General features: G+C 62.5%; 22 protein-coding genes and 1 pseudogene. 16 read left to right on the top strand and 7 right to left on the bottom strand.

Features of this window, described 5'->3' with window-relative positions; translation table 11 throughout:
• The 3 genes from QMO82_RS20335 to QMO82_RS20325 are packed head-to-tail and all read left to right on the top strand — an operon-like array spanning window position 1 to window position 2,807.
• Complete coding sequence (locus QMO82_RS20335) at window positions 1-912, top strand: carbohydrate ABC transporter permease (protein ID WP_183609399.1); 912 nt, start codon at window positions 1-3, stop codon at window positions 910-912.
• Between the two features lie 19 nt (window positions 913-931).
• Window positions 932-2,014 (top strand): ABC transporter ATP-binding protein, encoded by a 1,083-nt coding sequence (locus QMO82_RS20330; RefSeq protein WP_183609400.1) that lies wholly within the window; start codon window positions 932-934, stop codon window positions 2,012-2,014.
• A 43-nt stretch (window positions 2,015-2,057) separates the two neighbouring features.
• Entirely contained in the window at window positions 2,058-2,807 is a 750-nt protein-coding gene (locus QMO82_RS20325; RefSeq protein ID WP_183609401.1) for a ThuA domain-containing protein, read from the top strand.
• A 1-nt stretch (window position 2,808) separates the two neighbouring features.
• On the opposite strand, the gene QMO82_RS20320 is transcribed toward QMO82_RS20325, so the two are convergent.
• The 3 genes from QMO82_RS20320 to QMO82_RS20310 all read right to left on the bottom strand — a co-directional run bounded on the left by QMO82_RS20320 (window position 2,809) and on the right by QMO82_RS20310 (window position 5,913).
• Window positions 2,809-3,720: an SMP-30/gluconolactonase/LRE family protein gene (locus tag QMO82_RS20320; protein WP_183609402.1), complete on the bottom strand. Its 912-nt coding sequence runs from the start codon at window positions 3,718-3,720 to the stop codon at window positions 2,809-2,811.
• Between the two features lie 95 nt (window positions 3,721-3,815).
• A complete protein-coding gene (locus QMO82_RS20315) occupies window positions 3,816-4,637 on the bottom strand; it encodes an SDR family oxidoreductase (RefSeq protein WP_183609403.1) in 822 nt (273 codons plus the stop codon).
• A gap of 88 nt (window positions 4,638-4,725) precedes the next feature.
• Window positions 4,726-5,913 carry a phytanoyl-CoA dioxygenase family protein gene (locus tag QMO82_RS20310; protein ID WP_183609404.1) on the bottom strand — a complete coding sequence of 396 codons (1,188 nt, stop codon included), beginning with the start codon at window positions 5,911-5,913 and terminating at the stop codon, window positions 4,726-4,728.
• Window positions 5,914-6,009: 96 nt separating this feature from the next.
• On the opposite strand from QMO82_RS20310, the gene QMO82_RS20305 reads away from it, so the two are divergent.
• Window positions 6,010-7,035, top strand: a complete 1,026-nt coding sequence (locus tag QMO82_RS20305; RefSeq protein WP_183609405.1) for a LacI family DNA-binding transcriptional regulator — start codon at window positions 6,010-6,012, stop codon at window positions 7,033-7,035.
• Between the two features lie 70 nt (window positions 7,036-7,105).
• Window positions 7,106-8,323 (top strand): adenylate/guanylate cyclase domain-containing protein, encoded by a 1,218-nt coding sequence (locus tag QMO82_RS20300; RefSeq protein ID WP_183609406.1) that lies wholly within the window; start codon window positions 7,106-7,108, stop codon window positions 8,321-8,323.
• Window positions 8,324-8,344: 21 nt separating this feature from the next.
• Here the strand turns inward: QMO82_RS20300 and QMO82_RS20295 are convergent, their stop codons facing one another.
• The 3 genes from QMO82_RS20295 to dgoD form a co-directional block, all read right to left on the bottom strand.
• A complete protein-coding gene (locus QMO82_RS20295; protein WP_183609653.1) occupies window positions 8,345-9,124 on the bottom strand; it encodes an SDR family NAD(P)-dependent oxidoreductase in 780 nt (259 codons plus the stop codon).
• 81 nt (window positions 9,125-9,205) lie between these two features.
• Window positions 9,206-9,601, bottom strand: a complete 396-nt coding sequence (locus tag QMO82_RS20290) for a DoxX family protein (RefSeq protein WP_183609654.1) — start codon at window positions 9,599-9,601, stop codon at window positions 9,206-9,208.
• 96 nt (window positions 9,602-9,697) lie between these two features.
• Window positions 9,698-10,846: a galactonate dehydratase gene (dgoD, locus tag QMO82_RS20285; RefSeq protein WP_183609407.1), complete on the bottom strand. Its 1,149-nt coding sequence runs from the start codon at window positions 10,844-10,846 to the stop codon at window positions 9,698-9,700.
• A gap of 224 nt (window positions 10,847-11,070) precedes the next feature.
• Here dgoD and araH point away from each other — a divergent pair.
• The 8 genes and pseudogenes from araH to QMO82_RS20245 form a co-directional block, all read left to right on the top strand.
• Window positions 11,071-11,345: pseudogene (gene araH, locus QMO82_RS20280) on the top strand (L-arabinose ABC transporter permease AraH); the annotation flags it as partial.
• A complete protein-coding gene (locus QMO82_RS20275) occupies window positions 11,342-12,232 on the top strand; it encodes an aldose 1-epimerase (protein WP_183609408.1) in 891 nt (296 codons plus the stop codon). The pseudogene araH and the gene QMO82_RS20275, both read left to right, overlap by 4 nt.
• Window positions 12,233-13,012, top strand: a complete 780-nt coding sequence (locus QMO82_RS20270) for an SDR family oxidoreductase (RefSeq protein ID WP_183609409.1) — start codon at window positions 12,233-12,235, stop codon at window positions 13,010-13,012.
• 133 nt (window positions 13,013-13,145) lie between these two features.
• Window positions 13,146-13,577 (top strand): OsmC family protein, encoded by a 432-nt coding sequence (locus tag QMO82_RS20265; RefSeq protein WP_183609410.1) that lies wholly within the window; start codon window positions 13,146-13,148, stop codon window positions 13,575-13,577.
• Window positions 13,578-13,803: 226 nt separating this feature from the next.
• Window positions 13,804-14,412 carry a TetR family transcriptional regulator gene (locus QMO82_RS20260; protein ID WP_183609411.1) on the top strand — a complete coding sequence of 203 codons (609 nt, stop codon included), beginning with the start codon at window positions 13,804-13,806 and terminating at the stop codon, window positions 14,410-14,412.
• Between the two features lie 50 nt (window positions 14,413-14,462).
• On the top strand, window positions 14,463-15,596 hold the full coding sequence (locus QMO82_RS20255; RefSeq protein WP_183609412.1) for an efflux RND transporter periplasmic adaptor subunit: 1,134 nt from the start codon (window positions 14,463-14,465) through the stop codon (window positions 15,594-15,596).
• Window positions 15,597-15,623: 27 nt separating this feature from the next.
• On the top strand, window positions 15,624-18,770 hold the full coding sequence (locus QMO82_RS20250; protein WP_183609413.1) for an efflux RND transporter permease subunit: 3,147 nt from the start codon (window positions 15,624-15,626) through the stop codon (window positions 18,768-18,770).
• 333 nt (window positions 18,771-19,103) lie between these two features.
• Window positions 19,104-21,014, top strand: a complete 1,911-nt coding sequence (locus tag QMO82_RS20245) for a beta-N-acetylhexosaminidase (protein ID WP_183609414.1) — start codon at window positions 19,104-19,106, stop codon at window positions 21,012-21,014.
• 13 nt (window positions 21,015-21,027) lie between these two features.
• Here QMO82_RS20245 and QMO82_RS20240 read toward each other — a convergent pair whose 3' ends face one another.
• Window positions 21,028-21,939, bottom strand: coding sequence for an ROK family protein (locus QMO82_RS20240; RefSeq protein WP_183609415.1), 912 nt, complete (start codon window positions 21,937-21,939; stop codon window positions 21,028-21,030).
• A 345-nt stretch (window positions 21,940-22,284) separates the two neighbouring features.
• Here QMO82_RS20240 and QMO82_RS20235 point away from each other — a divergent pair, with 345 nt between their 5' ends.
• From QMO82_RS20235 to QMO82_RS20225, 3 genes are all read left to right on the top strand, one after another.
• On the top strand, window positions 22,285-22,854 hold the full coding sequence (locus tag QMO82_RS20235) for an exopolysaccharide biosynthesis protein (protein ID WP_210305862.1): 570 nt from the start codon (window positions 22,285-22,287) through the stop codon (window positions 22,852-22,854).
• A gap of 145 nt (window positions 22,855-22,999) precedes the next feature.
• Window positions 23,000-23,953: a sugar-binding transcriptional regulator gene (locus QMO82_RS20230; RefSeq protein ID WP_183609416.1), complete on the top strand. Its 954-nt coding sequence runs from the start codon at window positions 23,000-23,002 to the stop codon at window positions 23,951-23,953.
• Window positions 23,954-24,098: 145 nt separating this feature from the next.
• Entirely contained in the window at window positions 24,099-25,409 is a 1,311-nt protein-coding gene (locus tag QMO82_RS20225; protein ID WP_183609417.1) for a sugar ABC transporter substrate-binding protein, read from the top strand.
• Window positions 25,410-25,468: the final 59 nt, after the last annotated feature.

Raw genomic sequence — 25,468 nt, 5'->3', positions numbered from 1 at the left:
ATGGCCGTCGTTTCCCCGAGCGAGACCGCAAACAAGGTGCGCTCCGACCTCATCGCCTATGCGACGCTGTCGCTGATTTCGATCTTCTGCGCCGTGCCTTTCTTCTGGGTGCTGCTCGCCTCGTTCGACGGCAATGCGCAGCTCTTCCTGCACTGGCCGGAGCAGTGGACTTTCGCCAATTACATCAGGGTCTTCACCAAGGAGGACGGGGCGAAGTGGCTGTTCAACTCGCTTTTCGTGGTCGGCGGCGCCACGCTGCTCGTCATGGTGCTTTCCGGGCTTGGTGGTTATGCGCTGTCGCGCACCCGGGCCTGGTGGAAGCTGCCCTTCCTCTACGCGATCCTGCTCATCCGGGTGCTGCCGCCGACGGCGCTGGTCGTGCCGCTCTACAAGTTCCTGCTGACGCTGAACAATGCGGAGGCGGCGGTGCTCAGGCCGATCTTCGGCAGCTATGCCCGCGACATCATGCGCTGGACCGGCTTCATCGACGGTTATCTTGGGCTAATCCTGGTGCTGGCGACGATGCAATTGCCGCTGGCGCTCTGGATCATGAAGACCTTCTTCGATGGGCTGCCGCGGGACTACGAGGAGGCGGCGCTGATGGATGGGGCGACACTCATCCAGCGCATCCGCCGGGTGCTGATACCGCTGGCGCTGCCGGGGCTTGCGGCCGCCGGGCTCTTCGCGTTCATGTCGGCCTGGGGTGACTTTCTCCTGCCACTGATCTTCCTGTCGTCACCGGAGCTGCAGACGCTGCCGCTCGGTCTCTTCCGCGCCTTCCTGCGCATCAACGAGATCGATTACGGCCTGCTGACAGCGCTGGCCTTCATCTACCTGCTGCCTGCCGTCGTCGCTTTCGGCTTTGCGCGGCGCTTCCTCGTCCAGACATTCTCGGGCGGCGTGAAGGGCTGAGATCAAGAAAGAGAAACAGATGATCAATCTCAGAAACGTTCGCAAGTTCTACGGTGCGCTCGAGGTCATCAAGGGCGTCGACATCACCGTCGAAGACGGCGAATTCGCGGTCTTCGTCGGCCCGTCCGGCTGCGGCAAGTCGACGCTGCTGCGGATGATCGCCGGCCTCGAAGGCATCGACGAGGGCGACCTCATCCTCAACGGCAAGCGCATCAACGATGTGCCGCCGGACAAACGTGGCATCGCCATGGTGTTCCAGTCCTATGCGCTCTATCCGCATATGAGCGTTGCCGAAAATATCGGTTTCTCGCTCAGCCTGAAGAAAGTGCCGGAGGCGGAAATCCGCCGGCAGGTCGAAGCTGTCGCCGAGATCCTGCAGCTCACCGACTATCTCGACCGCCGCCCGGCCGCTCTTTCCGGCGGCCAGCGCCAGCGCGTCGCGATTGGCCGCGCCATCATCAAGAAGCCGGCGCTGATCCTGTTCGACGAGCCGCTGTCGAACCTCGATTCGGCGCTGCGCGTGCAGATGCGCGCTGAGCTGCAACGCCTGCACCGCGAGCTGAAGGCGACGGTCGTCTACGTCACTCACGACCAGGTGGAAGCGATGACGATGGCCGACCGCATCGTCGTGCTGAACAAGGGTGTGGTGGCGCAGGAGGGTGCGCCGATGTCGCTCTATCATGAGCCGGACAACGAATTCGTCGCGACCTTCATCGGCTCGCCGAAGATGAACGTCATTCCCGTCACTATAACGCGGCCGGCGGCCGGCAAGGTGCATCTCAACAGCCCGATCGGGCTTTCGCTTGATCTCGCCGATGCCAACGGCGCGATGCCGCAGGGCGATGCCAAGCTCGGCATCCGGCCGGAGCATCTGAAGATCGCCGCCGCGGGCCAGGACCACTTTACGGCCGAAGTCGTCATCGTCGAGCGCCTCGGCGTCGAGACCTACCTGACCGTCGGCTCGCAGCAGCAGCCGATCGTCGTGCGCGCCGAGGGCGATATCGCCGTGCGCCCGGGTGACCGCGTGGCGCTGACGGCCGATCCCGCCGCCTGCCATCTGTTCGATTCCGCCGGCCGGGTGATCCGTCCGGCAACCGCCTGACAATTTCGCCTGAAACATCAAAGCCTAGACATCGAGGAATGCCATGACAATCAAGGTCACCATCTGGAACGAGGGACGCCACGAGCAGCTCCATAAGGAGGTTCAGGAGATCTATCCTGATCGTATCGACGGAGCGATCGCGTCAGGCATCGCCCATCCGGATTTCGAAATCCGCCGCGGCACGCTGGATGATCCCGATGAAGGCCTGCCGGACAGCGTGCTCGATGATACCGACGTGCTGCTCTGGTGGGGACATATGGCGCATGAGGAGGTCAGCGACGGGCTGATCGACCGCGTGCAGCAGCGCGTACTGAAGGGCATGGGTCTGCTGATGCTGCATTCCGGCCATCACTCCAAGCTCTTCCGCCGGCTGATGGGCACCAATGCCAACCTCTCCTGGCGAGAGACGCCGGACGGCGATCTTGAACGCGTCTGGGTGGTCAACCCTTCGCATCCGATCGCCGAGGGACTGCCGCCCTATTTCGAGGTCAATGCCTCGGAAATGTACGGCGAGCCCTTCGACATTCCGCAGCCGGACGAGCTTGTCTTCATCTCCTGGTATTCCGGCGGCGAGGTGTTCCGCAGCGGCTGCACCTTCCAGCGCGGGCGCGGGCGGATCTTCTTCTTCAGCCCCGGCCACGAGACCTACCCGATCTATCACGACAAGACCGTGCATAAGGTGATCTCGAACGGCGTCCGCTGGGCGCGGCAGAAACACACCGATGGCCGCATCCTGGAAAACTGGCATCGGGCCGAGCCGCTGCACGGCCGCCCCGATAGACCGAAGGCCTGATCTATGGATATTGTGCGCCGGTCGTCTTGATATAAATCGAATAGACCGAACGCGTTGCGGTGATGAAGAGCCGGTTTTTCTTGGGGCCGCCGAAGGTGAGGTTGGACACCGTCTGCGGCACCCTGATCTTGCCGAGCAAGGTTCCCTCGGGCGAAAAGCAGTGCACGCCGTCGGAGGCACTCGTCCAGAGATTGCCGGCGATATCGAAGCGGAACCCATCGGGATGGCCGACATCGAGGCTGCAGAAATAGCGGCTGTTGGCAAGCGCCCTGCCGTTGATGACGTCGAAAACGCGGATATGGCGCGGCACGTCGTGTTTTGCGGAGCCGGAATCGGCAATATAAAGCTTCGTCTCATCGGGCGAGAAGGCAAGGCCGTTCGGCTGGATGAAATCTTCGACGACGGCGTCGATCGCGCCGCTTGCCGGATCGATCCGGTAGACGTTGCGCTTGGGCTGCTCGGGCTCGGCCTTATGGCCCTCGTAATCCGACAGGATGCCGTAAGTCGGATCGGTGAACCAGACTCCGCCGTCGGAGTGCACAACGACGTCGTTCGGCGAGTTCAGCCGCTTGCCCTGGTAGCTGTCGGCGAGAACGGTGATCGTGCCGTCCGTCTCGGTGCGGGTGACGCGGCGGCCGCCATGTTCGCAGGAGACCAGCCGACCTTGCCGGTCACGGGTATTGCCGTTGACGTAGTTGGAGGGCGAGCGGAAGACGGAGACCGTCCCATCGGGCGTCCAGCGCATCATGCGTTCATTCGGGATATCGCTCCAGAGAAGGCAGTTCAGATCGGAAAACCACACCGGACCTTCCGTCCAGCGGCAGCCGGAATGAAGCTCCTCGAGGCCGGCGCTGCCGATGATCATTGCACCGAAGCGTTCGTCGCGGATCTCATAAATCGGATTGTCGCCCATGCCAGTTTCCTCCCTGAATGCTGCCGTTCTTTTCCTAGCGATAATTCCTGAGAGGTGCCAGAGCCCGGCAATGGAAATGCCGGGCTCCGGTTTCGTCAGAGGGCGGCGTCCGGATGCGGCGAGCCGTCGTAAGCGCCCCAGATCGACTGGTCGAAGCAGATGACCGAGCCGGTCATCAGGCCGGATTCGGAAGACGACAGGTAAGCGCAGGCGCGCGCCACTTCGTGCGGATCGACGAGGCGGCCGAAGGGCTGACTTGCCGCCGCCTTCTCCAGCCAGTCGGCGGGTGCATGGTGATATTCGCGCTGGATGCGATCCTCACCTTCGGAGGCCATCCAGCCGATGTTAAGGCCATTGACGCGGATGCGGTTGCGCAGGAGCGCATAAGCGGTGTTCTTCGTCAGCGTTTCCAACGCGCCTTTGGAGGCGCAATAGGCGGCGATGAAGGGCTGACCTGCTTTGGCCGACATCGAGCCGATGTTGACGATGGTACCCTCGATCTTTTCGCGGCGCATGACCTTTACCGCCTCCTGCATCAGGAAAAACGGCGCGCGCACATTGACGGCGAACATGGCGTCGAAGAGCTCCGGGCTGGTGTCGAGAATGGTGCCGCGATCGGTGATGGCGGCGGCATTGACCAGCGCGTCGACACGGCCGAAGACCTCGTCGCAGGCGCGCACGACATTCTGCGCCTCCTCGACCTTGCCGAGGTCGGCCTTCACATAAACGACCCTGGCGCCGGTCACGTCCGAAATCTCCGCGGCCTTTGCCTTACCCTTGGCTTCGTTGCGGCCGCAGATGACGATGCCCTTTGCGCCGCGCTCGGCGAAGAGACGGGCGATGGTGGCACCCAATCCTTGCGTGCCGCCGGTGACGATGGCGATCTTGCCGTCGAGGCGGCTGTGGTCTGTGCTCATGTGGTTCCTCCTTGGTGATGTGCGAATGGCCTCCCGCGGGTGCGGGAGGCTTGTGTCAGTGCGGATACGAGAAGACTTACGCTACCAATCAGCTCAGCTTCTTCTGCGCCTGCTCCGCAAGTGCTGCCGTAAAGGCCTCGTCGCTCCAGCCTTCCTTCAGCGCCTCGTGAATCAGTTGCGCCTGGGTCTTCGGCGCCAGTCCGCCGAGCGGCGGGTCACGGTCGAGATTGGTCGGGAACGAATAACCTTCGGCGCAGGCGGCGACGGCGTTGGCGATTTCGGCTGGTGAGAGCCTGCCCCGCAACGTCTTTAGTGCGGGAAACAATCTGGCGCTCATCTTCTCGCGGTTGACGGTTTCCATCGCCCGGCCGAAGGCGGAGGAGACTTGCAGGAGGTTGGCGACACGCTTGATGCCGGCCGAGCGGTTGGTGCCGGCGGCATGGAAGAGGGCGGGATTGAAAAAGACGACGTCGCCTTTTTCGAGCGGCAGCTGGACATGGTTCTTCTCGAAATAATCCCGGAACTCCTGCCGTTTCAGCGCGAGATAGCCAGGCACATAGGTCTGGCTGTGCGGCAGGAAGAGTGTCGGGCCGCTTTCGAGCGGCATGTCGCAATGGGCGACCGCGCCCTGGAGCGTCAGCACCGGCGAGAGCCGGTGCACATGCGCCGGGAACTGTTCGATCACCTCTGACGATTGGAAGCCGAGATGGTAATCGCGGTGGGCCGACTGCGCCGCGCCGCCCGGATTGACGCGGTTGACCTGCGCCGTCATCTGGTAGCTCGGACCGAGCCAAGCTTCGCTGGCCAGCGCGATAATGGCGTTGCCGTAATATTCGGCGAAATTTGCCGGATCGGCGAGACAATGCTTCTCCAGCGAATTCCAGATGCGGTCGTTGGCGCCAGGCTTGGCGAAGTGATCGCCGCCGCCGGTCGCGGTGCGGTGCTGTTCCTCGATGATCGCGTCGAAGATCGCGCTGGCGCGATCGATGGTGCGGGGGTCTTCGTAAGCGTGCTTGAAGACGACGACACCGGGACCTTCGCCGAAGGCTTCGCAGATTTCCGCCAGCACGGCGCGCCGGCCTTCCGGGGTTGCGGCCGCCGCCATCACCTTACGGCTGTCATAGATCAGCACGTTTTTTTCGACCGCAGACGCCGAGGGATAATCGGCAAGCACAGTCGTTTTTTCCGCAAGCCTGCGGAAATCGTCGAGATCGCAGGCCTCTTCGCTCAGCCAGACGCGGTCGGCACGCAGTTTCTGCCAGTTGTCGGTTTTCATGGCGGGCTCCTCCCTCATTCCGATGGAGGCACTATACGCCGCGATGCCGAGTGATATAGATCAGGAAACCATCAAAAAACCATCAGATCGAGCCCCATGGCACATCTCTTTCTCGTCAAGGACATCGCCTTCCAGGCGGGGCTCAGCACCGCGACCGTCGACCGGGTGCTGAACGGCAGGCCGGGCGTGCGCCGGCAAACCGAGATGCGGGTGAAGGCGGCAATCGCGGAGCTGGAGAAGCAGCAGGCGGGGGCGATGGGCAGCGGGCGGGTGCTGGCGATCGATATCGTCATGGAGACGCCACAGCGTTTCAGCGACGCGGTGCGCGCCGCCTTCGAGGCTGAGATGGCGACCTTCCTGCCCGGGATCTTCCGCTGCCGGTTTCATTTCGCCGAGGTGATGAAGCCCGCCGAACTGGTGCAGCTTCTCGATCGCATCCGGCTGCGCGGCACGCACGGCATCGTGCTCAAGGCGCCTGACGTTGCCGAGGTGGCGGCGGCGGTTGCGCGGGCGGATGCGGCCGGCATTCCCGTGGTGACGCTGGTGACCGACCTGCCGAATTCGGCGCGCATCGCCTATGCCGGCGCCGACAACCGGGCGGCCGGAGAGACCGCGGCCTATCTGATCGGCGAATTCCTTGGGGACCATGGCGGCAAGGTGCTGGTGACGTTGTCGAGCGGCCGGTTCCGCGGCGAGGAGGAGCGCGAAATCGGCTTTCGCCGCAGCATTCGCGCTCAGTATCCCAACATCGGCATCACCGAAATCAGCGAGGGGCACGGCACGGATGCCGCGACGGGAACGCTTGCGTCGGCAGCGCTTGCCGCCGATCCGGCCATCAACGCGGTCTATTCGATCGGCGGCGGCAACCGGGCGGTGCTTGCGGCCTTCGATGCGGCCAAACGTGCCGTCGGCGTCTTCGTCGCCCATGATCTCGATGCAGATAATCGTGCCCTGCTTGCGGCGCGCCGGATCGGCTTCGTGCTGCATCACGATCTCAGAACCGATGCGCGCTCGGCCTTCCGGGCGATCATGAGCCGGGCACAAGCATCGGGGCGGGCGGTGCCGGCCTCGCTTTCCTCAGTCGAAGTCATCACGCCCTACAATATGCCCGCGAGCGATTGAGCCAATTGACTTTCCTTCCGGGCCGAATTCGGGCTACTGCTCAGACTAAGCACGAGTGAAGGTGAGCGCCATGGATTACAGCGACGTCAGCACGATTGCAGCCTGGGTGACCGAGCAGGGACTGAAAGGTGTTTCCGAAGCCGAGCTCATGACCGGTTTCTGCGCGGCCTGCCGCAATGCCGGCCTGCCGCTCGACCGCGGTCTGGCGCTGATGGATACGCTGCATCCGGTGCACGAGGGTCGTGCCTTCCGCTGGGACAGCGTGGAGGAGATCCAGACGGAGTTCGAATATGGTTCGACGAGCTCTGGGGAGGCGGCGTCGAACTGGCAGCGTTCGGCCTTCTATTATCTTTGGTCTAAGGATGAACGGGAGATACGCCGACGCCTCGGCTTTGGCGATCCGATCGATTTCAGCCTGCTCGATACGATCGCTGAAGCCGGTCATACCGATTTCGTGGCGATGATGCATCGTTTCAGCGAGGCTGGCACGATCGGTGAAATGGATTGCTTCTTCTCGCATTTCGCGACGAAACATCCCGAGGGCTTTTCCGATCACGACCTTGCCATCCTGCGCAAGCTGGTGCCAGTGCTGGGGCTGGCGATCAAATGCACCGCGCTTGGGCGTATTGCCCGCACCATCGCCGAGGTCTATCTCGGCGAGGACGCCGCGCGGCAGGTGATGGAAGGCAAGATCAGCCGCGGCAAGTCGGAGCGGATTTCCGCGGCACTCTGGTTTTCCGATCTGCTGAATTACACCAAGATCTCCGACAGCGTGCCGCCGGAGGAGATCATCCCGCTGCTCAACGACTACAGCGAGGCTGTGATCACGGCGATCCACGCATCCGGCGGCGACGTGCTGAAGCTGATCGGCGACGGCGTGCTGGCGATCTTCAAGGGCGAGGTTCCGGCGGAGGCGTGTTCCGCGGCGCTACGCGCCGAATTCCTTCTGCGGGAAAAGCTCCGCACGTTGAACGGTGAACGCCGGGCCGCCGGCCGGGCCGTGACCGACGTCTATATCGGCCTGCATATCGGCGACGTCTTCTACGGCAATATCGGCAGCCAGGACCGGCTGGACTTCACCGTCATTGGCCCTGCCGTCAACGAGGTCAGCCGCATCGCCTCGATCTGCCGCTCGGTCGATCTCAACGTTTTGATGTCCTCCGATTTCGCCTCGGCGATCCCGGAGGAGGAGCGCGCGACACTCGCCTGCATCGGGCGCTACGCATTGCGCGGCGTGCAGCGCGCCCAGCAGCTCTACACGCTGGAAAGCGCCCGGCTGAACGGCTGACCGTAGCAGAATCAGGAAGGGCTATCGCAGCAGACCCTGGCCGCCGTCGATCCAGATCGGCGTACCGGTGATGTGTCGGGCGCGCTCGGAGGCGAGGAACAGGATGGTTTCGGCGACATCCTCGCTCTTGCCTGCCCTGCCGCCGGCGATCGGGATATCTCCTTCAGGCCAGATGACCGGAACCTCCGTCTCCTCACGGTGGCGGCTGTTGGTATTCTCGCCGATATTGGTGTCGATCTCGCCGGGGCAGACGGCATTGACGCGGATGCCATGGCGCCCGAGTTCGAGGGCGAGTTGCTGGACCATGGCGACCTGGCCGGCTTTGGTTGCCGTGTAGGCGGTGGCGCCCGGCGTGGTGAAGGTACGGGTGCCGTTGATGGACGAGACGACGACGATCGAACCGCCGCGGCGCTTCAGATGCGGAACCGTCAGATGCAGGGTCAGATAGGTGCCGCGCAGATTGACGGCGATGGTCTTGTCCCATTCATCCGGTTTCAAATCGTCGATCGGCGCCCAGACGCCGTTGATCCCGGCATTGGCGACAACGATGTCGAGGCCGTCGAAACTGTTGATCAGCTGCGTCACCGCGCTCCGCATTTGCGCTTCATCGCTGGTATCGGCGACCAGCGCGAGGGACTGGCCGCCGGCGGCCTTGATCTCGGTGCAGGTTTTCTCGACCTCTTCGGCGGTGCGGCTCAATACCGCTACCCTTGCTCCCTCGGCGGCGAGCCGCAATGCAGCCGCTTTGCCGATGCCGGAACCAGCGCCTGTGACCAATGCGATCTTTCCCTTCAGCTCCATGAGCGGGCTCTCCTTGCCGTTTGCCGGTAGGCCAATGTTCGGCATGGCTGTTGGTTCCGCAACGGGAGCGGGTCGTTTGATCTATCTGAGGAGGCTGTGCCTCAACGCCCATTTCTCCGGCCCGTGAACCGCGGCAAAGAGCAGGCCGGCGAGGAAGGTGAAGTGATCGACGAAGAAGCCGAACTCGGCTTGGTTCTGTTGCCAATGGGATGGGCCGTGGAAGGCAAAAGCCAGGAAGATCACATAGATGCCTGCAAGCAGGCTGGCCTCCGTGAAGAAGGCCCCCGATATGAAGGCGAGCGCCAGTGCGATCTCGAAGAAGGCGGCAACCCAGGCCAGGAATGTCGCCATCGGAAAGCCGGCGGCGGTAATGTAGCCCACTGTTGCGCCGATATCGGCGAATTTGAAGCCGGCGGCCATGAAGAAGATGAAACTGAAGATGATGCGGGCGACGATGATTGCGATAGCTCTGGCCATCATGAAATCTCCTCTTTGAGCTTCCATTATGACGCAAGAGATACGCGATATCCTACAGGGCCAATGAAAAAGGGCCGCTTGCGCGGCCCTCCACTCCTACCATTCGGCGAAGCTGCCGTCGGCGTGCCGCCAGATCGGGTTGCGCCAGCGATGGCCCTCCTTGGCGCGTTCGATGACATAGGCTTCGTCGACCTCGATGCCGAGGCCGGGCCCTTGAGGGATCGAGACGAAACCATCGGCATAATGGAACACCTCCTTGTTGGCGATGTAGTCGAGAATGTCGTTGCCCTTGTTATAATGGATGCCGAGGCTCTGTTCCTGGATGAAAGCGTTGTAGCTGACGGCGTCGACCTGCAGGCAGGCGGCGAGCGCAATCGGGCCGAGCGGGCAATGCGGCGCCAGTGCCACGTCGTAAGCTTCGGCCATCGCCGCGATCTTGCGGCATTCGGTGATGCCGCCGGCATGGGATAGGTCGGGCTGGATGATGTCGACATAGCCGTCGGACAGAACCTGCTTGAAGTCCCAGCGCGAAAACAGCCTTTCGCCGAGCGCGATCGGTGTCGAGGTATGGTTGACGATATCGCGCAGCGCTTCCTTGTTTTCCGAAAGCACCGGCTCCTCGATGAACATCAGCTTGTAGGGGTCGAGCTCCTTGGCGAGAACCTTGGCCATCGGCTTGTGCACACGGCCGTGGAAATCGACGCCGATGCCGATATGCGGGCCGATCGCCTCGCGGATGGCGGCGATAGTCTCGACCGCCTTCTCCACCTTCTCGTTGGTGTCGACGATCTGCATCTCCTCGCAGCCATTGAGCTTGATCGCCTTGAAACCGCGGGCAACCACCTCCCTGGCATTGTTGGCGACATCCGAGGGGCGGTCGCCGCCGATCCAGGAATAGACCTTGATGCGATCACGGAGCTGGCCGCCGAGCAGCGAATGGATCGGCTGGCCGAGCGCCTTGCCCTTGATGTCCCATAGCGCCTGGTCAATGCCCGAGATCGCGCTCATATGGACGGCGCCGCCGCGATAGAAGCCGCCGCGATACATCACGGTCCAGTGGTCCTCGATCAGGAAGGGATCCTTGCCGATCAGATAGTCTTCCAGCTCATGGACGGCGGCCTGAACAGTGAGCGCGCGGCCTTCAACGACCGGTTCGCCCCAGCCGACGATGCCCTCGTCGGTCTCGACCTTCAAGAACAGCCAGCGCGGCGGAACGATATAGGTGGTGAGTTTGGTGATCTTCATCGCTGTCTTTCAGTCTCTTCCCGAGTTTGCGATCGGCGGCATGTCCGCAGAATTATGGTGATCCGTCATTTCGTTCTGCCGATTGCCTTTTAGGCCTCGTCCTGTCGCTCGATCGTTTTTCAACTCACCTCTCCGCTTTAACTCCGGCGCGAAGCAATCGAACCTCATTATCCGAATTCGATCCGTTTTGCGACGCTTCCTCCCGGCGCCTCGGCAATAATCCTATCAACGTCGTCAACTGCGGATCTGGATCTTTGGGCTGCAGGACCTTGAATTCTCGGTGATCTCGGCCTGCGTCCTCGGCGGTGTCTCGCTGGCCGGCGGCCGAGCTGTCATGAGCGGCGTCATCGTCGGGGTGCTGATCATGGGTATTGCCGAAAACGTTATGAATCCGGCGAATATCCAGGCATTCTACCAGTATGTCGTGCGCGGGCTGATCCTGCTGATCGCGGTGCTGCTCGACAATTTGAGGTCTTCGGCTGCGGGACGGCGTGGATGAGTGAAGGACAAAGCGGGAGCGACATCGAACTCAGGCACGGTGATCTCGCCGTCCGGGTCAGCCGTCGGGGTGCAGCGGTTACCGCCGCGACGTATCGAACGATACCCTTTCTCGTCGCCGCCGGCGGGCCGGATGGTGCGATGGCGAATTTTGCGATGGTGCCGTTCGGCAACCGCGTGGAAGGCAACGCCATGTCCTATGCCGGACGCGACTATGCCTTCCAGCCGAACACGTCCGATCCGCTCTATCGGCACGGCGACGGCTGGCTCAACCTCTGGCAGCTTGAAGACTCCAGCGTGGAGCATGCGCAGTTCTCCTTTTCCCGGAGCGCCGACAAGGTTTCACCCTATGCCTATCGGACCCGGCAGGAGATCCGTCTCGCCGGCGATGCGCTGGTGCTGACCCTGTCGGTGGAAAACCGCGGCGAAACCGCTCTTCCCTTCGGGCTCGGTCAGCATCCCTTCTTTGCGCGGACGCCAAAGACGCGACTGACGATAGCGGCCGATCGCTACTGGAACGAGCGGCCCGATCATCTTCCCGATATGCCCGGCCCTGTGCCTGATGATGTCGATTTCAAGTCCGGCAAGCTGTTACCGCAGAAATGGATGAACAATGCCTTCGAGGGCTGGAATGGGCGGGCTGTTATCGCCTGGCCGGAGCTTGGAATTCGGGCGGCGCTGAAAGCCGATGGGGCACTCGACCGCTTCATGCTCTATATGCCGACCAACCGGAGCGACTTCTTCTGTCTCGAGCCGATGAGCCATCTGCCGAACGGCCACCACCTGCCCGATTTCGGTGGGCTCAGGCCGCTTGCGCCGGGGGAGGCCCTTGCCGGCACGGTGACGATGCTGATGTCGGCGCTGCCGGTTCAATCGGAGGTGAGATAGATGGGCAGCCGCCTGCAGGGCAAGAACATCCTGATCACAGGTGCCGCGCAGGGTATCGGTCTTGCGATCGCAAAGGCTTTCATGCGGGAGGATGCCGCCGTCTTTCTCGTGGATCGCGACGCCGCGCTGCTGGCGAAAACGGCGAAAGAGCTTGAGAGCAGCGGCGGCCGGCTTGGTTATCTGCCGGCCGATATTACCGATGCCGGAACGATCACGACGTTGGTGGCCCAGGCGAATGAAGAGATCGGACAGCTGAACGCGCTGGTCAACAATGCGGGGGTGAATGTTTTCGCCGAGCCGCTCGAGACGACGGACGAGGAATGGAACCGCTGCTTCGAGATCAATCTCAAGGGTGCATGGAACTGCTGCAAGGCGGTGCTGCCGGGTCTGATCCGACAGGGTGGCGGCGTCATCCTCAACATCGCCTCGACGCATGCCTTCACCATCATCCCGCACACGTTTCCCTATCCGCTGGCAAAACACGCGCTGCTCGGGATGACGAAATCCCTGGGTCTCGAATATGCGGCCCGCAATATCCGGGTGAACGCGCTGGCGCCGGGCTATGTCTCGACGCAGAAGGTGATCGATTATTGGAACGGCTTCCCCGATCCGGAAGCGGCAAAGGCCGAAACGATGCGGCTGCATCCAGGCGGGCGCATCGCGACGCCGGAAGAGATCGCCATGGCGGCCGTCTTCATGATTTCGGACGAGTGCCCGTTCATGAATGCCACCTGCCTGACGATCGACGGTGGTCTTAGCGTATTGCAGCATCCAGTCTGAGGCGCTTTTTTACAAGCCTGTCGTCTTCTGAAGATAGAGCATTATATTGCTCATTGGGGGCAATCTGATCTCCCGCAGGCTTGGAGCGGCGCCCTGCCGCTCCTGAAGACACAATCGAAAACAGGAGGATGGCATGCAAATCAATCGTACGGCTTCGGCCCATTGGACCGGTGGTCTCAAGGACGGCAAAGGCCTGATCTCGACGCAGAGCGGCGCCCTGAAAGACTATCCCTACGGCTTTGCCAGCCGCTTCGAGGGCATTCCCGGCACCAACCCGGAAGAGCTGATCGGTGCCGCTCATGCCGGCTGCTTCACCATGGCGCTGTCGTTGATCCTCGGCGAAGCCGGCTTTACGGCGGAGTACATGGAAACCTCCGCCAAGGTGACGCTTGAAAGCGTCGAGGGCGGCTTTGCCATCACCGCCATCCATCTTTCGCTCTCCGGCCGTATCCCCGGGGCCGATGAGGCGACCTTCACCGAACTCGCCAACAAGGCGAAGGCCGGCTGCCCGGTTTCCAAGGCGCTCGCCTCCGTTCCGATCACGCTCGACGTCAAGCTCGGCTGATTTCCGGCTGCCGCCGACGAGGTGCCGCGCGCGTCTCGCGTCGCGGCACTTTTCAATTGCGCTCGATCCTCATCCTCCACTTGCTCCACAAGGTCTTCCACAGCAAGCGACCGAACTCCATACGTTCGAGCGTAGCGTTGCGCGGCGGGATTGACAAATGACGGCTGATATTTTACGACTGACGAAATTCAAAATTCGTCAGTCGTAATTCGAGGCATCGAAAGTCATGGACGAGATTGCGGAAAACACGCTCGACATCACCCGACAGGAGAATGTCACACGCATTCTCGATGCGGCCGAGCGGCTGTTTCGGCACTATGGTTACAGCAAGACGACGGTGGCCGATATCGCCCGCGATCTCGGCATGTCGCCCGCCAATATTTATCGTTTCTTCGCCTCCAAGGTGGAAATCCACCAGGCGCTCTGCGGACGCATGCTCGCCACCGCTTATCAAATTGCCTACGACATCCGCCATCAGCCGCTCAGCGCCAGCGAACGGCTGCGCCGCTATGTCGAGACCCAGCATCAATTGACGCTGGATCTGATGCTCGATGAGATGAAGGTGCATGAGATGATCATCGTTGCGATCGAGCGCGACTGGCACGTCATCGAAAAACATATCGACCGCGTCCATGATCTCATTGCCGAAATCATCGCCGAAGGCATTGCCGCCGGCGAGTTCGCCGAGCAGGACCCGGTCATTGCCTCGCGCTGCTTCGGCGCGGCGACGATCAATCTCTGCCATCCGCAAATGGTGGCGCAATGCCTTGCCAAAACCAACCGCGCAAGCGTCGACGAACTGATCGACTACGTCATCAGGGCGCTGAAGAAATAATGGACGGCAGCCGCCGTCGGACCCCCCGAAACGATCCAGGAGTGCGGAAGATGTTTTCGCTCAAGACCCTCAGCCACCGCATGCCGTCCGTCGCCAGCCTCGTGCTCGTCGGCGTCATCGGTCTTTCCGCCTGCTCGGAAGAGAAGGCTGAGGTCAAACAAGTCATCCGGCCGGTGAAGGTCGTCGAGATCGCCAAGGCCGGCGATACGCGCAAGCTCGACTATTCCGGCTCGGTCAAGGCGCGCACGGAGATGAACCTTGGCTTTCGCGTCGCGGGCAAGATCACCGAACGCCTCGTCGATATCGGCGACAAGGTGAAGCCGGGCGACGTGCTCGCTCGGATGGATGCCACCGATTACCAGCTGGCGGTCAAGACGGCGGAAGCCAATCTCGCAGCCGCTGAAAAAGGCGTCGAAACCGCCGATCTCGTCAACAAGCGCAATCAGCAGCTCTTCGACAAGAACGTTTCGCCAAAATCCCAGCTCGAGCAGGCGTCGCTCAGTTACGATCAGGCCGTTTCAAGCCGCGATGCCGCCGCCTCGGCGCTGGATCAGGCGAAGAACCAGGTGAGTTATGCGGAGCTGAAGGCCGATTACAACGGGATTGTCACGACGATCAATGCCGATGTCGGCCAGGTCGTTGCGTCGGGCACCGCAGTCGTCGCCGTTGCCGTCGACGGTGAGAAGGAAGTGCAGATCGCGGTTCCGGAAAACGACATTGCCGAATTCAAGCCGGGCAAGACAGTCAAGGCCAGCTTCTGGGCCGACGACAGGCTGGTGCTCGACGGCAAGGTGCGTGAGGTTTCCGGCAGCGCCGACCAGCAGTCGCGCACCTTTGCGGTTCGGGTGAGCCTGCCAAACGATCCGCAGGTGCTGCTCGGCATGACGGCGACGATCGAGGCCGATGTCAGAAACGGCAACAGCTATGTCTCGATTCCGCTCAGCGCACTCGCCGAGAAAGACGGCAAGCAGATGGTCTGGACCGTCGACCGCGACACGGCGACCGTGCATGGCCGCGATATCAAGGTCGCCGATTTCACCGGCGACGGCGTGCATGTAACCGAGGGCCTCGATACCGGCGATCTCGTCGTTTCCGCCGGCACGCAGTTCATGAGCGAAAATCTGAAGGTGAAGGTGCCGGACCAGCAGTCGGCCCTGGCCGCCACGGACCAAACGGTCCGTTGATCGCGCCATAGGATAGGGAACAAGACCATGGACGCCACCACCACCGAGAAGCGCCCCTTCAATCTGTCGCGCTGGGCGATCGGGCATCCGAGCATCGCCCGCTTCCTCTTCGGGCTGATCATCATCACCGGCGTGCTCGGCCTGATGCGGATGGGCCAGCGCGAGGACCCGGAATTCACCTTCCGTGTCATGGTCGTTCAGGCGATCTGGCCAGGTGCTTCCATCCAGGAAATGGAAGATCAGGTCGTCAACAAGATCGAGCGCAAGCTGCAGGAAACGCCGCATATCGACTGGGTCAAGTCCTATACGCGGGCGGGCAGCGCGATCATCACCCTGCAGGTCAAGGGCGACACGAATTCGAAGGATGTGGCTGATGCTTTCTACCAGGTGCGCAAGAAGGTCGGCGACATCTCCAGCGAGCTGCCGCAGGGCCTGCTCGGCCCCTATTTCAACGACGAGTTCGGCGACACGTTCATCACGCTGCATTCGATCAGCGGCGACGGCTATTCCTATCCGGAGCTGAAGAAATTCGCGATCCAGGCGCGCGACATGCTGCTGACGACGCCCGGCGTCGAGAAGGCCGTCATCATCGGCGACCAGCCTGAGAAGATCTATATCGACGTCTCGTCCAAGGCGCTCGCCGAACGCGGCCTGACGATCCTCGATCTGCAGAACGCCATCAAGGGCCAGAACAATGTCGATGCGGCGGGCTCCGTCGATACCGGCCTGCGTTCGGTGCGCATCTCCGTCGAAGGCGACGTGAAGAAGGCGGTCGATATCCGCGAGCTGCGCCTGCGCGCCGGCGGCCAGGTGACGCGGCTCGGCGATATCGCCACCGTCAGTTCCGGGCTCGAAGATCCCTATCAGCGCAAATACCGCTTCAACGGCCACGACAGCGTCCAGGTCGGCGTCGTCATGGCCAAGGGCTTCAACGTCACCGATGTCGGCAAGGGTGTGGAGGCGACCTATCAGCGCTTCGAGGAGGCGCTGCCTTACGGCGTTGCCGTCGATCAGATCGCCAACCAGCCCGACGTGGTGACGGATGCGGTCAGCGAATTCATGCATGCGCTCGGCGAAGCCTTGGTCATCGTGCTGGTCGTTTCGTTCCTGTCGATCGGCTGGCGCTCGGGTCTGGTCATCGCCATCGCCATTCCGCTGGTGCTCGCCGCCACCTTCGCACTGATGTACGAACTCGGCATCGACCTGCAGCGCATCTCGCTGGGGGCATTGATCATCGCGCTCGGCCTGCTTGTCGACGATGCGATGATCGTCGTCGAGATGATGGAGCGGAAGCTGGAGGAGGGGCTGGTCAAGATCGAGGCGGCAAGCTTCGCCTATTCCTCGACCGCCTTCCCGATGCTGACGGGCACGTTGATCACCACCGCCGGCTTCATTCCGGTCGGCTTTGCCGCATCGACAGCCGGCGAATATGTGCGCTCGCTGTTCTATGTCGTCGGCATCGCGCTTGTCACCTCGTGGTTCGTCGCGGTCTACTTCACGCCGTGGCTCGGCTATATGATCCTCAAGCAGCGCCATCACGCCGGCGAGCATCACGATGCCTTCGACACCGGTTTTTATCGCCGGCTGCGCGGCACTGTCGGCTGGGCGGTGCGCCACCGGGTCATCGTGCTGCTTCTGACACTCGGCACCTTCGTCACCAGCCTCTGGGCCTTCCAGTTCATTCCGCAGAATTTCTTCCCGCAATCCTCGCGGCCGGAAATCCTCGTCGATCTCTGGCTGCCCGAGGGCACCAGCATCAAGGAGGTCGAGGTCCAGGCAAAGGCGCTCGAAGCGAAGATGATGGACGACCCCGACAAGAAGTTCATCGCCACCTATATCGGTGAAGGCGCGCCGCGTTTCTTCCTGCCGCTCGACCAGCAGCTGCGCAATCCGAACTTCGCCCAGCTGCTCGTCATGGCCAATGACGAACCGGCGCGCGAACGGCTGATCGTCAAGCTGCGGACGATCCTTTCCGAAGACTTCCCCGACATTCGCGGCAAGGTCGACCGCCTCTTCCTCGGCCCGCCCACAGGCTGGCCGGTGCAGATGCGTGTCATGGGACCGGACCGCGGGGAAGTCAGGGCGATTGCCGATCAGGTGAAGGCGCGCTTCCAGGCCAATCCGATGCTCGGCGCCATCCATGACGACTGGCTGGAAGAGGTGCCGGCGATGAAGCTGGTGATCGACCAGGACCGCGCCCGGGCGCTCGGCGTCACCTCGCAGCGCGTGCGCCAGATGCTGCAGACCGCCATGTCGGGTGCGGCACTCGACGATTTTCGCGACGGCGAGGAGACGGTCTCGATCGTCGCCCGCGAGCCGGATGCCAGCCGTTCGCTGCTGTCGGCGGTCAAATCCGTCTATGTGCCGACGGATTTCGGCGGCTTCGTGCCGGTCTCGCAGGTCGCCAAGGTCGTGCCTGTGATGGAGCAGGGCATCGAATGGCGGCGCAACCGCCTGCCGACGATCACCGTGCGTGCGACGCTGCCTGATGGTGTGCAGCCGAACGACGTTGTCATGAAGATGTATGCCGACATGAAGGACCTGCGCGACAGCCTGCCGGCCGGCTACAAGGTCGAGATCCAGGGCGGCGCCGAGGATGCGGCGGAAAGCCAGATGTCGATCGCCGCCAAGGCGCCGATCATGCTCGCCGTCATCATCGTGCTGCTGATGATACAGCTGCAGCACTTCGGCAAGGCGATGCTGGTGCTCGCCACCGGACCGCTCGGGATCATCGGTGCGGCTGCGGCCTTGCTGATCAGCGGCGCCCCCTTCGGCTTCGTGGCGATCCTCGGCGTCATCGCGCTGCTCGGCATCATCATGCGCAACTCGATCATCCTGGTCGATCAGATCGACCAGGATATCAAGGCCGGCATGCACCGGCAGGAGGCGATCGTCGGCGCGGCCGTGCGGCGTTTCCGGCCGATCATGCTGACGGCGCTGACCGCGGTGCTGGCGCTGATCCCGATCTCGCGCGGCGTCTTCTGGGGTCCGCTCGCCTACGCGATGATGGGCGGCATCCTGGTTGCGACCGTGCTGACCATTCTGGTTCTGCCCGCCGGTTACGCTCTTTTCTTCGGCCGGGAGCCGAAGGCGAAGGATGAGCCAGGCAGGGATGCCGACGCCATCCAGGAAGAGGCGGATGACAGACATCCGCCGGCGTTGGCAGCAGAGTGAGGGCGGCGCGGCGAAAGCCGCGCCGTTTTCCTTTGCGCGGTCGCGGGCCCCCATCAAAACGCGCCGCTGCTGAACCCGCGGGGCCTGACAGTTCGCCTCTAGAGCATTTCCGTTTTTCTCCGAATCACGGAGATGCTCTATCTCTTTGTTTTAACGCAATTCCGGACGCAAAACCGCGACGCACTTTTGCTGGAATTGCTCTCAACGGGCTGTCACCGCCGCCGCCCGAACCTGCGCGCCGATTCCATTGCCGCCTCAAAAAAGCTAAGCTGGGAAAGCAGCCGGGAGGCCAGTCGCGATCCCGGTCACACATCGAACGGGCAGGGCACGACCATGGCCGATTACCATCTGGAAGCAAGCTGGAGCCCGATCGAGGGCAGCTTTGGGCGCTTGACCTTCACGCTGTTCAATCTTTCGACCGAGCCGCTGTCCGGCTTCTCGCTCGCCTATACGTCGGAGACGCGCGTTGCGGACAAACATGTCTGCGATGGCGGCAGCCTGAAGCGACAGATCGCGCATTTCCACCAATTCCTGCCGCCCGACGGCCTGAGCGTGTCGCCGGGCGGCCGCTGGCGGTTCACCATCGAGGGGCTGACCAGAGAGCCGAAACATGCGACTTCAGGCATCAAATCGGCCTATCTGACACTTGGCGACGGGGGCCATGTTCCTGTCGGTTTCGGCGATCTCATGCTCGAAGGCCGGGATGGCGGCGTGGCGCCGCCGCTTCTGCCGCCGGGCCGGGCCGAGGAGCCATATGCGCTGCTGCCCTGGCCGCTGGCGCTCGGGCTGAAGGCGGGAGATCTGCCTGATGTTCTTTATCCCGTCGAAAGGAGCCGGCCCGATGCGATCAAGGCGCTCTCCCTGGTTCTGGCGCTTTACCAGCGGCTCTATCCTGCCGAGAACGCGCCGTTTTCGCTCGGTGCACTCAAGGGCGGGCGAGCCATTCGTTTCGTTACCGAATCGTCGATCGCCGCCTTCGCTTACGAACTGCGTTTCTCCTCGCATGAAATCGTGCTGTCGAGTGCAGATGCCGCCGGGCGGCACTATGGGCTGATCAGCCTGGCGCAACTGCTGCATGGTGCTCGCACCGATCGCGAAAGCTTCAAATTTCCGAATTTCGGCGCGATCGCCGACCAGCCCCGTTACGACTGGCGCGGCTGCCACCTTGACGTGTCCAGGCAGTTCTATCCGGTGGCCGACGTCGTGCGGCTGATCGACATCCTCGCCTGGAACAAGCTCAACATCTTCCATTGGCATCTGACCGACGACGAAGCCTGGCGGCTGGAGATCAAGGCCTATCCCGCCCTGACGGAGATCGGTGCCCGGCGCGGGCCCGATGACGTGCTGGTGCCGCAGCTCGGCGACGGGGCGGAACCGCGCTCCGGCCATTACACGCAGGACGATGTCAGGCGGATCGTTGCGCATGCCGCCTCGCTGCATATCGAGGTGGTGCCGGAAATCGATATTCCCGGCCACAGCACCGCGACGCTGCTCTCGCTGCCCGCGCTCGTCGACGGGCAGGAGGCGCCGGACAGCTACCGCGCAGTGCAGGGTTATCCCAACAACGCCCTCAACCCGGCGGTGGACTTCACCTATGAATTCCTCGGCAAGGTGTTCGATGAGATGGTGACGCTGTTTCCCGGCGAATATGTTCATATCGGCGGTGACGAAGTGGCGCGAGGTGCCTGGCTTTCCTCGCCGCTCTGCAAGGCGCTGATGGAACGGGAGAAACTGGCCGGCACCGCCGAGCTGCAATCCTATTTCCTGAAACGCGTCAAAGCCTTGCTGTCGGAGCGCGGCAGGAAGCTCGCCGGCTGGAACGAGGTTTCGCATGGCGGCGGCGTCGAGCCCGGCGGCACGCTGCTGATGGCCTGGGAAAAGCCTGCCGTCGGCATCGAGCTGGCTGAGGAAGGCTATGAGGTGGTGATGACGCCGGGCCAGGCCTATTATCTCGACATGGCGCAGGCCGAAGCCTGGTCTGAACCCGGCGCGAGCTGGGCGGGCTTCAGCCCGCCGGAACACACCTATGCTTACGAGGCCGAGGGTGAACTGCCGGAAGTGCTGCGGCAGAAGATGCGCGGCATCCAGGCCTGCATCTGGACGGAGAACTTCCTGTCACGCGCCTATTTCAACCGGCTGGTTTTTCCGCGCCTTTCGGCCGTTGCCGAGGCTGCCTGGACGCCTTCGGCGCGCAAGGACTGGGATCGCTTCGCTGCGATCGTGCGGATGTGGCCGGTGCTTTAGGTCCGGATGATTTCTAGGCCGCCTCGGCCTTCAGTCCCAGCAGTGCGGCGCCGATCAGGCCGGGTTCGATGCGGCATTCGCTTGATACCACCAGCGGGCGGTCGAATTTGCGCAGGATGCGGGCGCGCACGGCGTGGTCGAGCTCGGTAAGCAGCAGCTCGACATTGGAAAGCCCGCCGCCGACCGGCACGATGGTCGCGCCTGTTATGTTGACGGTCAGCGCCAGGGGCGAGGCGACGAGATCGACGTAGACGTCGATGGTGCGTGTCGCCTTTTCCTCGCCACGTTGCCACTGGTCGATGATCTCCTCGCTGGAAAGGTCGAGATCGTGCAGCGTCTGGTGCAGCCGCTCCAGGCCGCGGGCGCCGCCGACGGTGTCGACGCAGCCCTTCTGGCCGCAGCCGCAGGCATAGGCCGGGATGGCCACAGGCGGATTGCCGGCTGCAGATGCGATGATCGGCCCGTGACCCCATTCGCCGGCAAAACCGCCGGCCTCGTTGACGAGGCGGCCGTCGGCAACCAGGCCGCCGCCGACGCCGGTGCCGAGGATGGCGCCGAAGACGATGCGGTGGCCGCGGCCGGCGCCGAGGCCGGCTTCGGCCATGGCAAAACAGTCGGCGTCGTTGGCGACCAGTACGGCCAAGCCGAGTTCGGCTTCGAGATCGGCTGCGAGCCTACGTTCGTGGATACAGGGAATGTTGGCGCAGATCAGCCGCTGCGTATCTGGATCGACGACGCCGGCGATGGACAGCGCGATGCGGCTCGGCTCTTCGCCGGTCTCGGCGATGATGGCGCGCAGGGTCTCGACGAAAGCGGCGAAATCATCCTTGGGCGTCGGGCGGCGGCCGAGGGGAACGATATCCGTCTCGGAGCGGGCGATGCCGCCCTTGATGGCGGAGCCACCGATATCGAATGAAATGATCATTGCCACTCCGCCGTTTCTCTGGTCTCCCGCGTCTGCTTGCATTGTTGGCGGGGAATTTCAAGCGCTCATTCGGCAGCGATGTCGCCTGCTTCAGGGACGTGCCGTGTGGCGCCCTTCCGTTCTGCCAAACATCGCCAACAGGTGGGGAGATCGGATGGTCGGATCGACTCCGATCGCATCCACAATTTCTAACCCCGCAAGTCATTCAATTGGCATATTGCATCGCCAGAATCCGACCCTACACTTTCACAAACTGCCGGACCCACGACCATCGATACGAGAGAAAACAGTACCATCCGAAGACCACGTCCCAAAGGCCGCCGCCTCTCATCCATTTTACGGCAGATGGCCGCCGATCAGAGCCGTGAGCGGATCTCGATCGGCGACCTGTTCGACACGATGGGTGACAGGGCGATCGGCGCGTTGATGCTGATCTTTGCCCTGCCGAACGCCTTTCCCACGCCGCCGGGCACGTCCGCCGTCCTCGGCGCGCCCTTGGTGTTCCTGGCAGCGCAACTGACCTTCGGGATGAAACCCTGGCTGCCTAAGGTGATTGCCAACCGTTCGATGCGGCGGGAGGATTTCGAGACTATCGTCGGCCGCATTCACCGCTGGCTCGCCTGGGCGGAGCGCATGTTGAAGCCGAGGCTGGCGATCTTTGCCGAGCCGCCGGCGGAATATCTCGCCGGGGCCGCATGCCTGCTGCTGTCGATCGTGCTGCTGCTGCCGGTCCCGCTCGGCAACATCCTGCCTGCGATCACCATTTCGGTCTTTGCTTTCGGCATATTGGGCCGTGACGGGCTCTTTGCGCTCGTCGGTTTCGTGATGACCGCGGTGTCGCTCGTCATCGCCGGCGGCGTGATCTACGGTCTGGTGAAGGCGGCGATCTATCTCATCGTGCAATGGTTTGCCTGATTTGCATCAGCGACCGCGGTTATTTGGCGGCGCTCTTTTCAACAGGCTCGACATTTGCCGGATTTTTGTTTTGATCTGGCGCGATAGAGACTCGAAATCATGTTCGGCGGCGACAAGCCGGCTCACTTTGCGCGGTAGGCATTAGATGGCAAAAAGATCCGAGACTCCCGCACGGCTCGACGATGCGGCGCGGGCCGGCTGGCTCTATTACGTCGCCGGGCGCACCCAGGACGAAATTGCCGCCTCGATGGGTATCTCGCGACAGTCGGCGCAGCGGCTGGTGTCGCTTGCCGTCGCCGAGCGTCTGATCAAGGTGCGGCTCGATCATCCGATCGCTGCCTGTCTTGAACTCGCCGAACAGTTGCGGCGAAAATTCGGACTGAAACAGGTGGAGGTGGTGCCGAGCGATCCCGGTTCGTCGTCGACCACCGTCGGAATCGCCGAGGCGGCGGCAGCCGAGATCGAGCGTTGGCTGAAGCGGCCGGAGCCGATCGTGCTTGCGGTCGGTACCGGCCGCACGCTGAAGGCGGCCGTCGATCAGCTTCCGGTGATCGAATGTCCCAATCACCGCATCGTTTCGCTGACCGGCAATATCGCACCGGACGGATCGGCGGCCTATTACAACGTCATCTTCAGCATGGCGGATGCGGTGAAGGCGCGGCACTTTCCGATGCCGCTGCCGGTGCTCGTCACCTCGGCCGAGGAGCGGGAGCTGCTGCACGGCCAGCAACTCGTGCGCTCGACGCTCGACATGAGCGCCCAGGCCAACGTCACCTTCGTCGGCATCGGCGAGCTCGGCATCGACGGTCCGCTCTGCGTCGACGGTTTTCTCGAGAAGGACGAGATGATGGAATTGATGCGCGGGGGCGCCGTCGGCGAGATCTGCGGCTGGATCTTCGATGTCGACGGCAGGTTGCTCGACAACCCGATCAACGAGCGCGTCGCATCGGCGCCGATCCCGTCCCGCGACGCGTCGATGGTCATTGGGCTGGCCAAGGGCAAGCGGAAATTCAAGGCGATCAGGGCGGCCGTTGTCGGCCATCAGATCAACGGCCTCATTACTGACGAAGACACGGCTGAGTTTTTGCTCAGGAGCTGAGCAAAAAATTATTATTTAAAATCAATAGTATAGATATATCCTTCGGCATTGCAGCAACGATTGCCGATTGACATTTTTCGCCGCATGGTGAGTAATTGCTCATGAGCAAAGCGAATGCTCACACCTCATCTTCTGGGAGGAAGATATGACATTGAGAACTTTTCTGCTGGGCGCCTGCTCAGCGCTGGCGTTTGCCGGCATGGCTTCGGCCGAGACGCTGACAATCGCAACCGTGAACAACGGCGACATGATCCGGATGCAGAAGCTGACGGATGATTTCAAGGCGAAGAATCCCGGCATCGACCTTGAATGGGTAACCCTCGAAGAAAACGTGCTGCGCCAGAAGGTCACGACCGACATCGCGACCAAGGGCGGCCAATACGACGTTCTGACGATCGGCACTTATGAAGTTCCGATCTGGGCAAAGCAGGGCTGGCTGGTGCCGCTCGACAATCTCGGCGCCAACTACGACGTCGACGACCTGCTGCCGGCGATCCGCAGCGGCCTGACCCTGGATGGCAAGCTCTATGCGGCGCCGTTCTACGGCGAAAGCTCGATGGTCATGTACCGCAAGGACCTGTTCGACGCCGCCGGCTTGAAGATGCCCGACGCCCCGACCTGGGACTTCATTGCGGATGCTGCCCGCAAGATCACCAACAAGGACAAGGAAGTCTACGGCATCTGCCTGCGCGGCAAGGCCGGCTGGGGCGAGAACATGGCCTTTCTGACGGCCATGTCCAATTCCTTCGGCGCGCGCTGGTTCGATGAAAAGTGGAAGCCGCAGTTCGATCAGCCGGAGTGGAAGGACACGCTCGATTTCTACGTCAAGCTGATGAAGGATGCCGGCCCTCCGGGCGCTTCCTCCAACGGCTTCAACGAGAACCTGGCACTGTTCCAGACCGGCAAGTGCGGCATGTGGATCGACGCGACCGTCGCTGCGTCCTTCGTCAGCAACCCGAAGGAATCGACCGTCGCCGACAAGGTCGGCTTCGCGCTCGCTCCGGACAAGGGTCTCGGCAAGCGCGGCAACTGGCTGTGGGCCTGGAGCCTCGCCATCCCGGCGGGTTCGCAGAAGGCCGAAGCCGCCGAAAAGTTCGTCGCCTGGGCCACGAGCAAGGATTACACCAACCTCGTTGCCGAGAAGGAAGGCTGGCTGAATGCACCTCCCGGTACCCGCAGCTCGCTCTATGCGAATGCGGAGTACCAAAAGGCGGCTCCCTTCGCCAAGACGACGCTCGACTCGATCAACTCGGCCGACCCGAGCAAGCCGACCGTCAAGCCGGTCCCCTATGTTGGCGTCCAGTTCGTGGCGATCCCGGAATTCCAGGGTATCGGCACGGCGGTGGGCCAGCAATTCTCGGCAGCCCTTGCCGGTCAGATTTCGGTCGACCAGGCCCTGCAGAGTGCACAGCAGCTGGCAACCCGCGAAATGACCAAGGCCGGCTACATCAAATAAAGCCTCCCGAGCAAGGGGCGGATCCTTGACACTCCGCCCCTCTGGGCCGCCGATTGCCC

The sequence above is a fragment of the Rhizobium sp. BT04 genome, from assembly GCF_030053135.1.
Lineage (GTDB): Bacteria > Pseudomonadota > Alphaproteobacteria > Rhizobiales > Rhizobiaceae > Rhizobium > Rhizobium binxianense.
This window is presented reverse-complemented; position numbering and strand designations above follow the sequence as displayed.

Bases quoted from the DNA above. Each gene is read 5' to 3' on its own strand.
- QMO82_RS20335 (WP_183609399.1), top strand. From the start codon at position 1: ATGGCCGTCGTTTCCCCGAGCGAGACCGCAAACAAGGTGCGCTCCGAC.
- QMO82_RS20330 (WP_183609400.1), top strand. From the start codon at position 932: ATGATCAATCTCAGAAACGTTCGCAAGTTCTACGGTGCGCTCGAGGTC.
- QMO82_RS20325 (WP_183609401.1), top strand. From the start codon at position 2,058: ATGACAATCAAGGTCACCATCTGGAACGAGGGACGCCACGAGCAGCTC.
- QMO82_RS20320 (WP_183609402.1), bottom strand. From the start codon at position 3,720: ATGGGCGACAATCCGATTTATGAGATCCGCGACGAACGCTTCGGTGCA.
- QMO82_RS20315 (WP_183609403.1), bottom strand. From the start codon at position 4,637: ATGAGCACAGACCACAGCCGCCTCGACGGCAAGATCGCCATCGTCACC.
- QMO82_RS20310 (WP_183609404.1), bottom strand. From the start codon at position 5,913: ATGAAAACCGACAACTGGCAGAAACTGCGTGCCGACCGCGTCTGGCTG.
- QMO82_RS20305 (WP_183609405.1), top strand. From the start codon at position 6,010: ATGGCACATCTCTTTCTCGTCAAGGACATCGCCTTCCAGGCGGGGCTC.
- QMO82_RS20300 (WP_183609406.1), top strand. From the start codon at position 7,106: ATGGATTACAGCGACGTCAGCACGATTGCAGCCTGGGTGACCGAGCAG.
- QMO82_RS20295 (WP_183609653.1), bottom strand. From the start codon at position 9,124: ATGGAGCTGAAGGGAAAGATCGCATTGGTCACAGGCGCTGGTTCCGGC.
- QMO82_RS20290 (WP_183609654.1), bottom strand. From the start codon at position 9,601: ATGGCCAGAGCTATCGCAATCATCGTCGCCCGCATCATCTTCAGTTTC.
- dgoD (WP_183609407.1), bottom strand. From the start codon at position 10,846: ATGAAGATCACCAAACTCACCACCTATATCGTTCCGCCGCGCTGGCTG.
- QMO82_RS20275 (WP_183609408.1), top strand. From the start codon at position 11,342: ATGAGTGAAGGACAAAGCGGGAGCGACATCGAACTCAGGCACGGTGAT.
- QMO82_RS20270 (WP_183609409.1), top strand. From the start codon at position 12,233: ATGGGCAGCCGCCTGCAGGGCAAGAACATCCTGATCACAGGTGCCGCG.
- QMO82_RS20265 (WP_183609410.1), top strand. From the start codon at position 13,146: ATGCAAATCAATCGTACGGCTTCGGCCCATTGGACCGGTGGTCTCAAG.
- QMO82_RS20260 (WP_183609411.1), top strand. From the start codon at position 13,804: ATGGACGAGATTGCGGAAAACACGCTCGACATCACCCGACAGGAGAAT.
- QMO82_RS20255 (WP_183609412.1), top strand. From the start codon at position 14,463: ATGTTTTCGCTCAAGACCCTCAGCCACCGCATGCCGTCCGTCGCCAGC.
- QMO82_RS20250 (WP_183609413.1), top strand. From the start codon at position 15,624: ATGGACGCCACCACCACCGAGAAGCGCCCCTTCAATCTGTCGCGCTGG.
- QMO82_RS20245 (WP_183609414.1), top strand. From the start codon at position 19,104: ATGGCCGATTACCATCTGGAAGCAAGCTGGAGCCCGATCGAGGGCAGC.
- QMO82_RS20240 (WP_183609415.1), bottom strand. From the start codon at position 21,939: ATGATCATTTCATTCGATATCGGTGGCTCCGCCATCAAGGGCGGCATC.
- QMO82_RS20235 (WP_210305862.1), top strand. From the start codon at position 22,285: ATGGCCGCCGATCAGAGCCGTGAGCGGATCTCGATCGGCGACCTGTTC.
- QMO82_RS20230 (WP_183609416.1), top strand. From the start codon at position 23,000: ATGGCAAAAAGATCCGAGACTCCCGCACGGCTCGACGATGCGGCGCGG.
- QMO82_RS20225 (WP_183609417.1), top strand. From the start codon at position 24,099: ATGACATTGAGAACTTTTCTGCTGGGCGCCTGCTCAGCGCTGGCGTTT.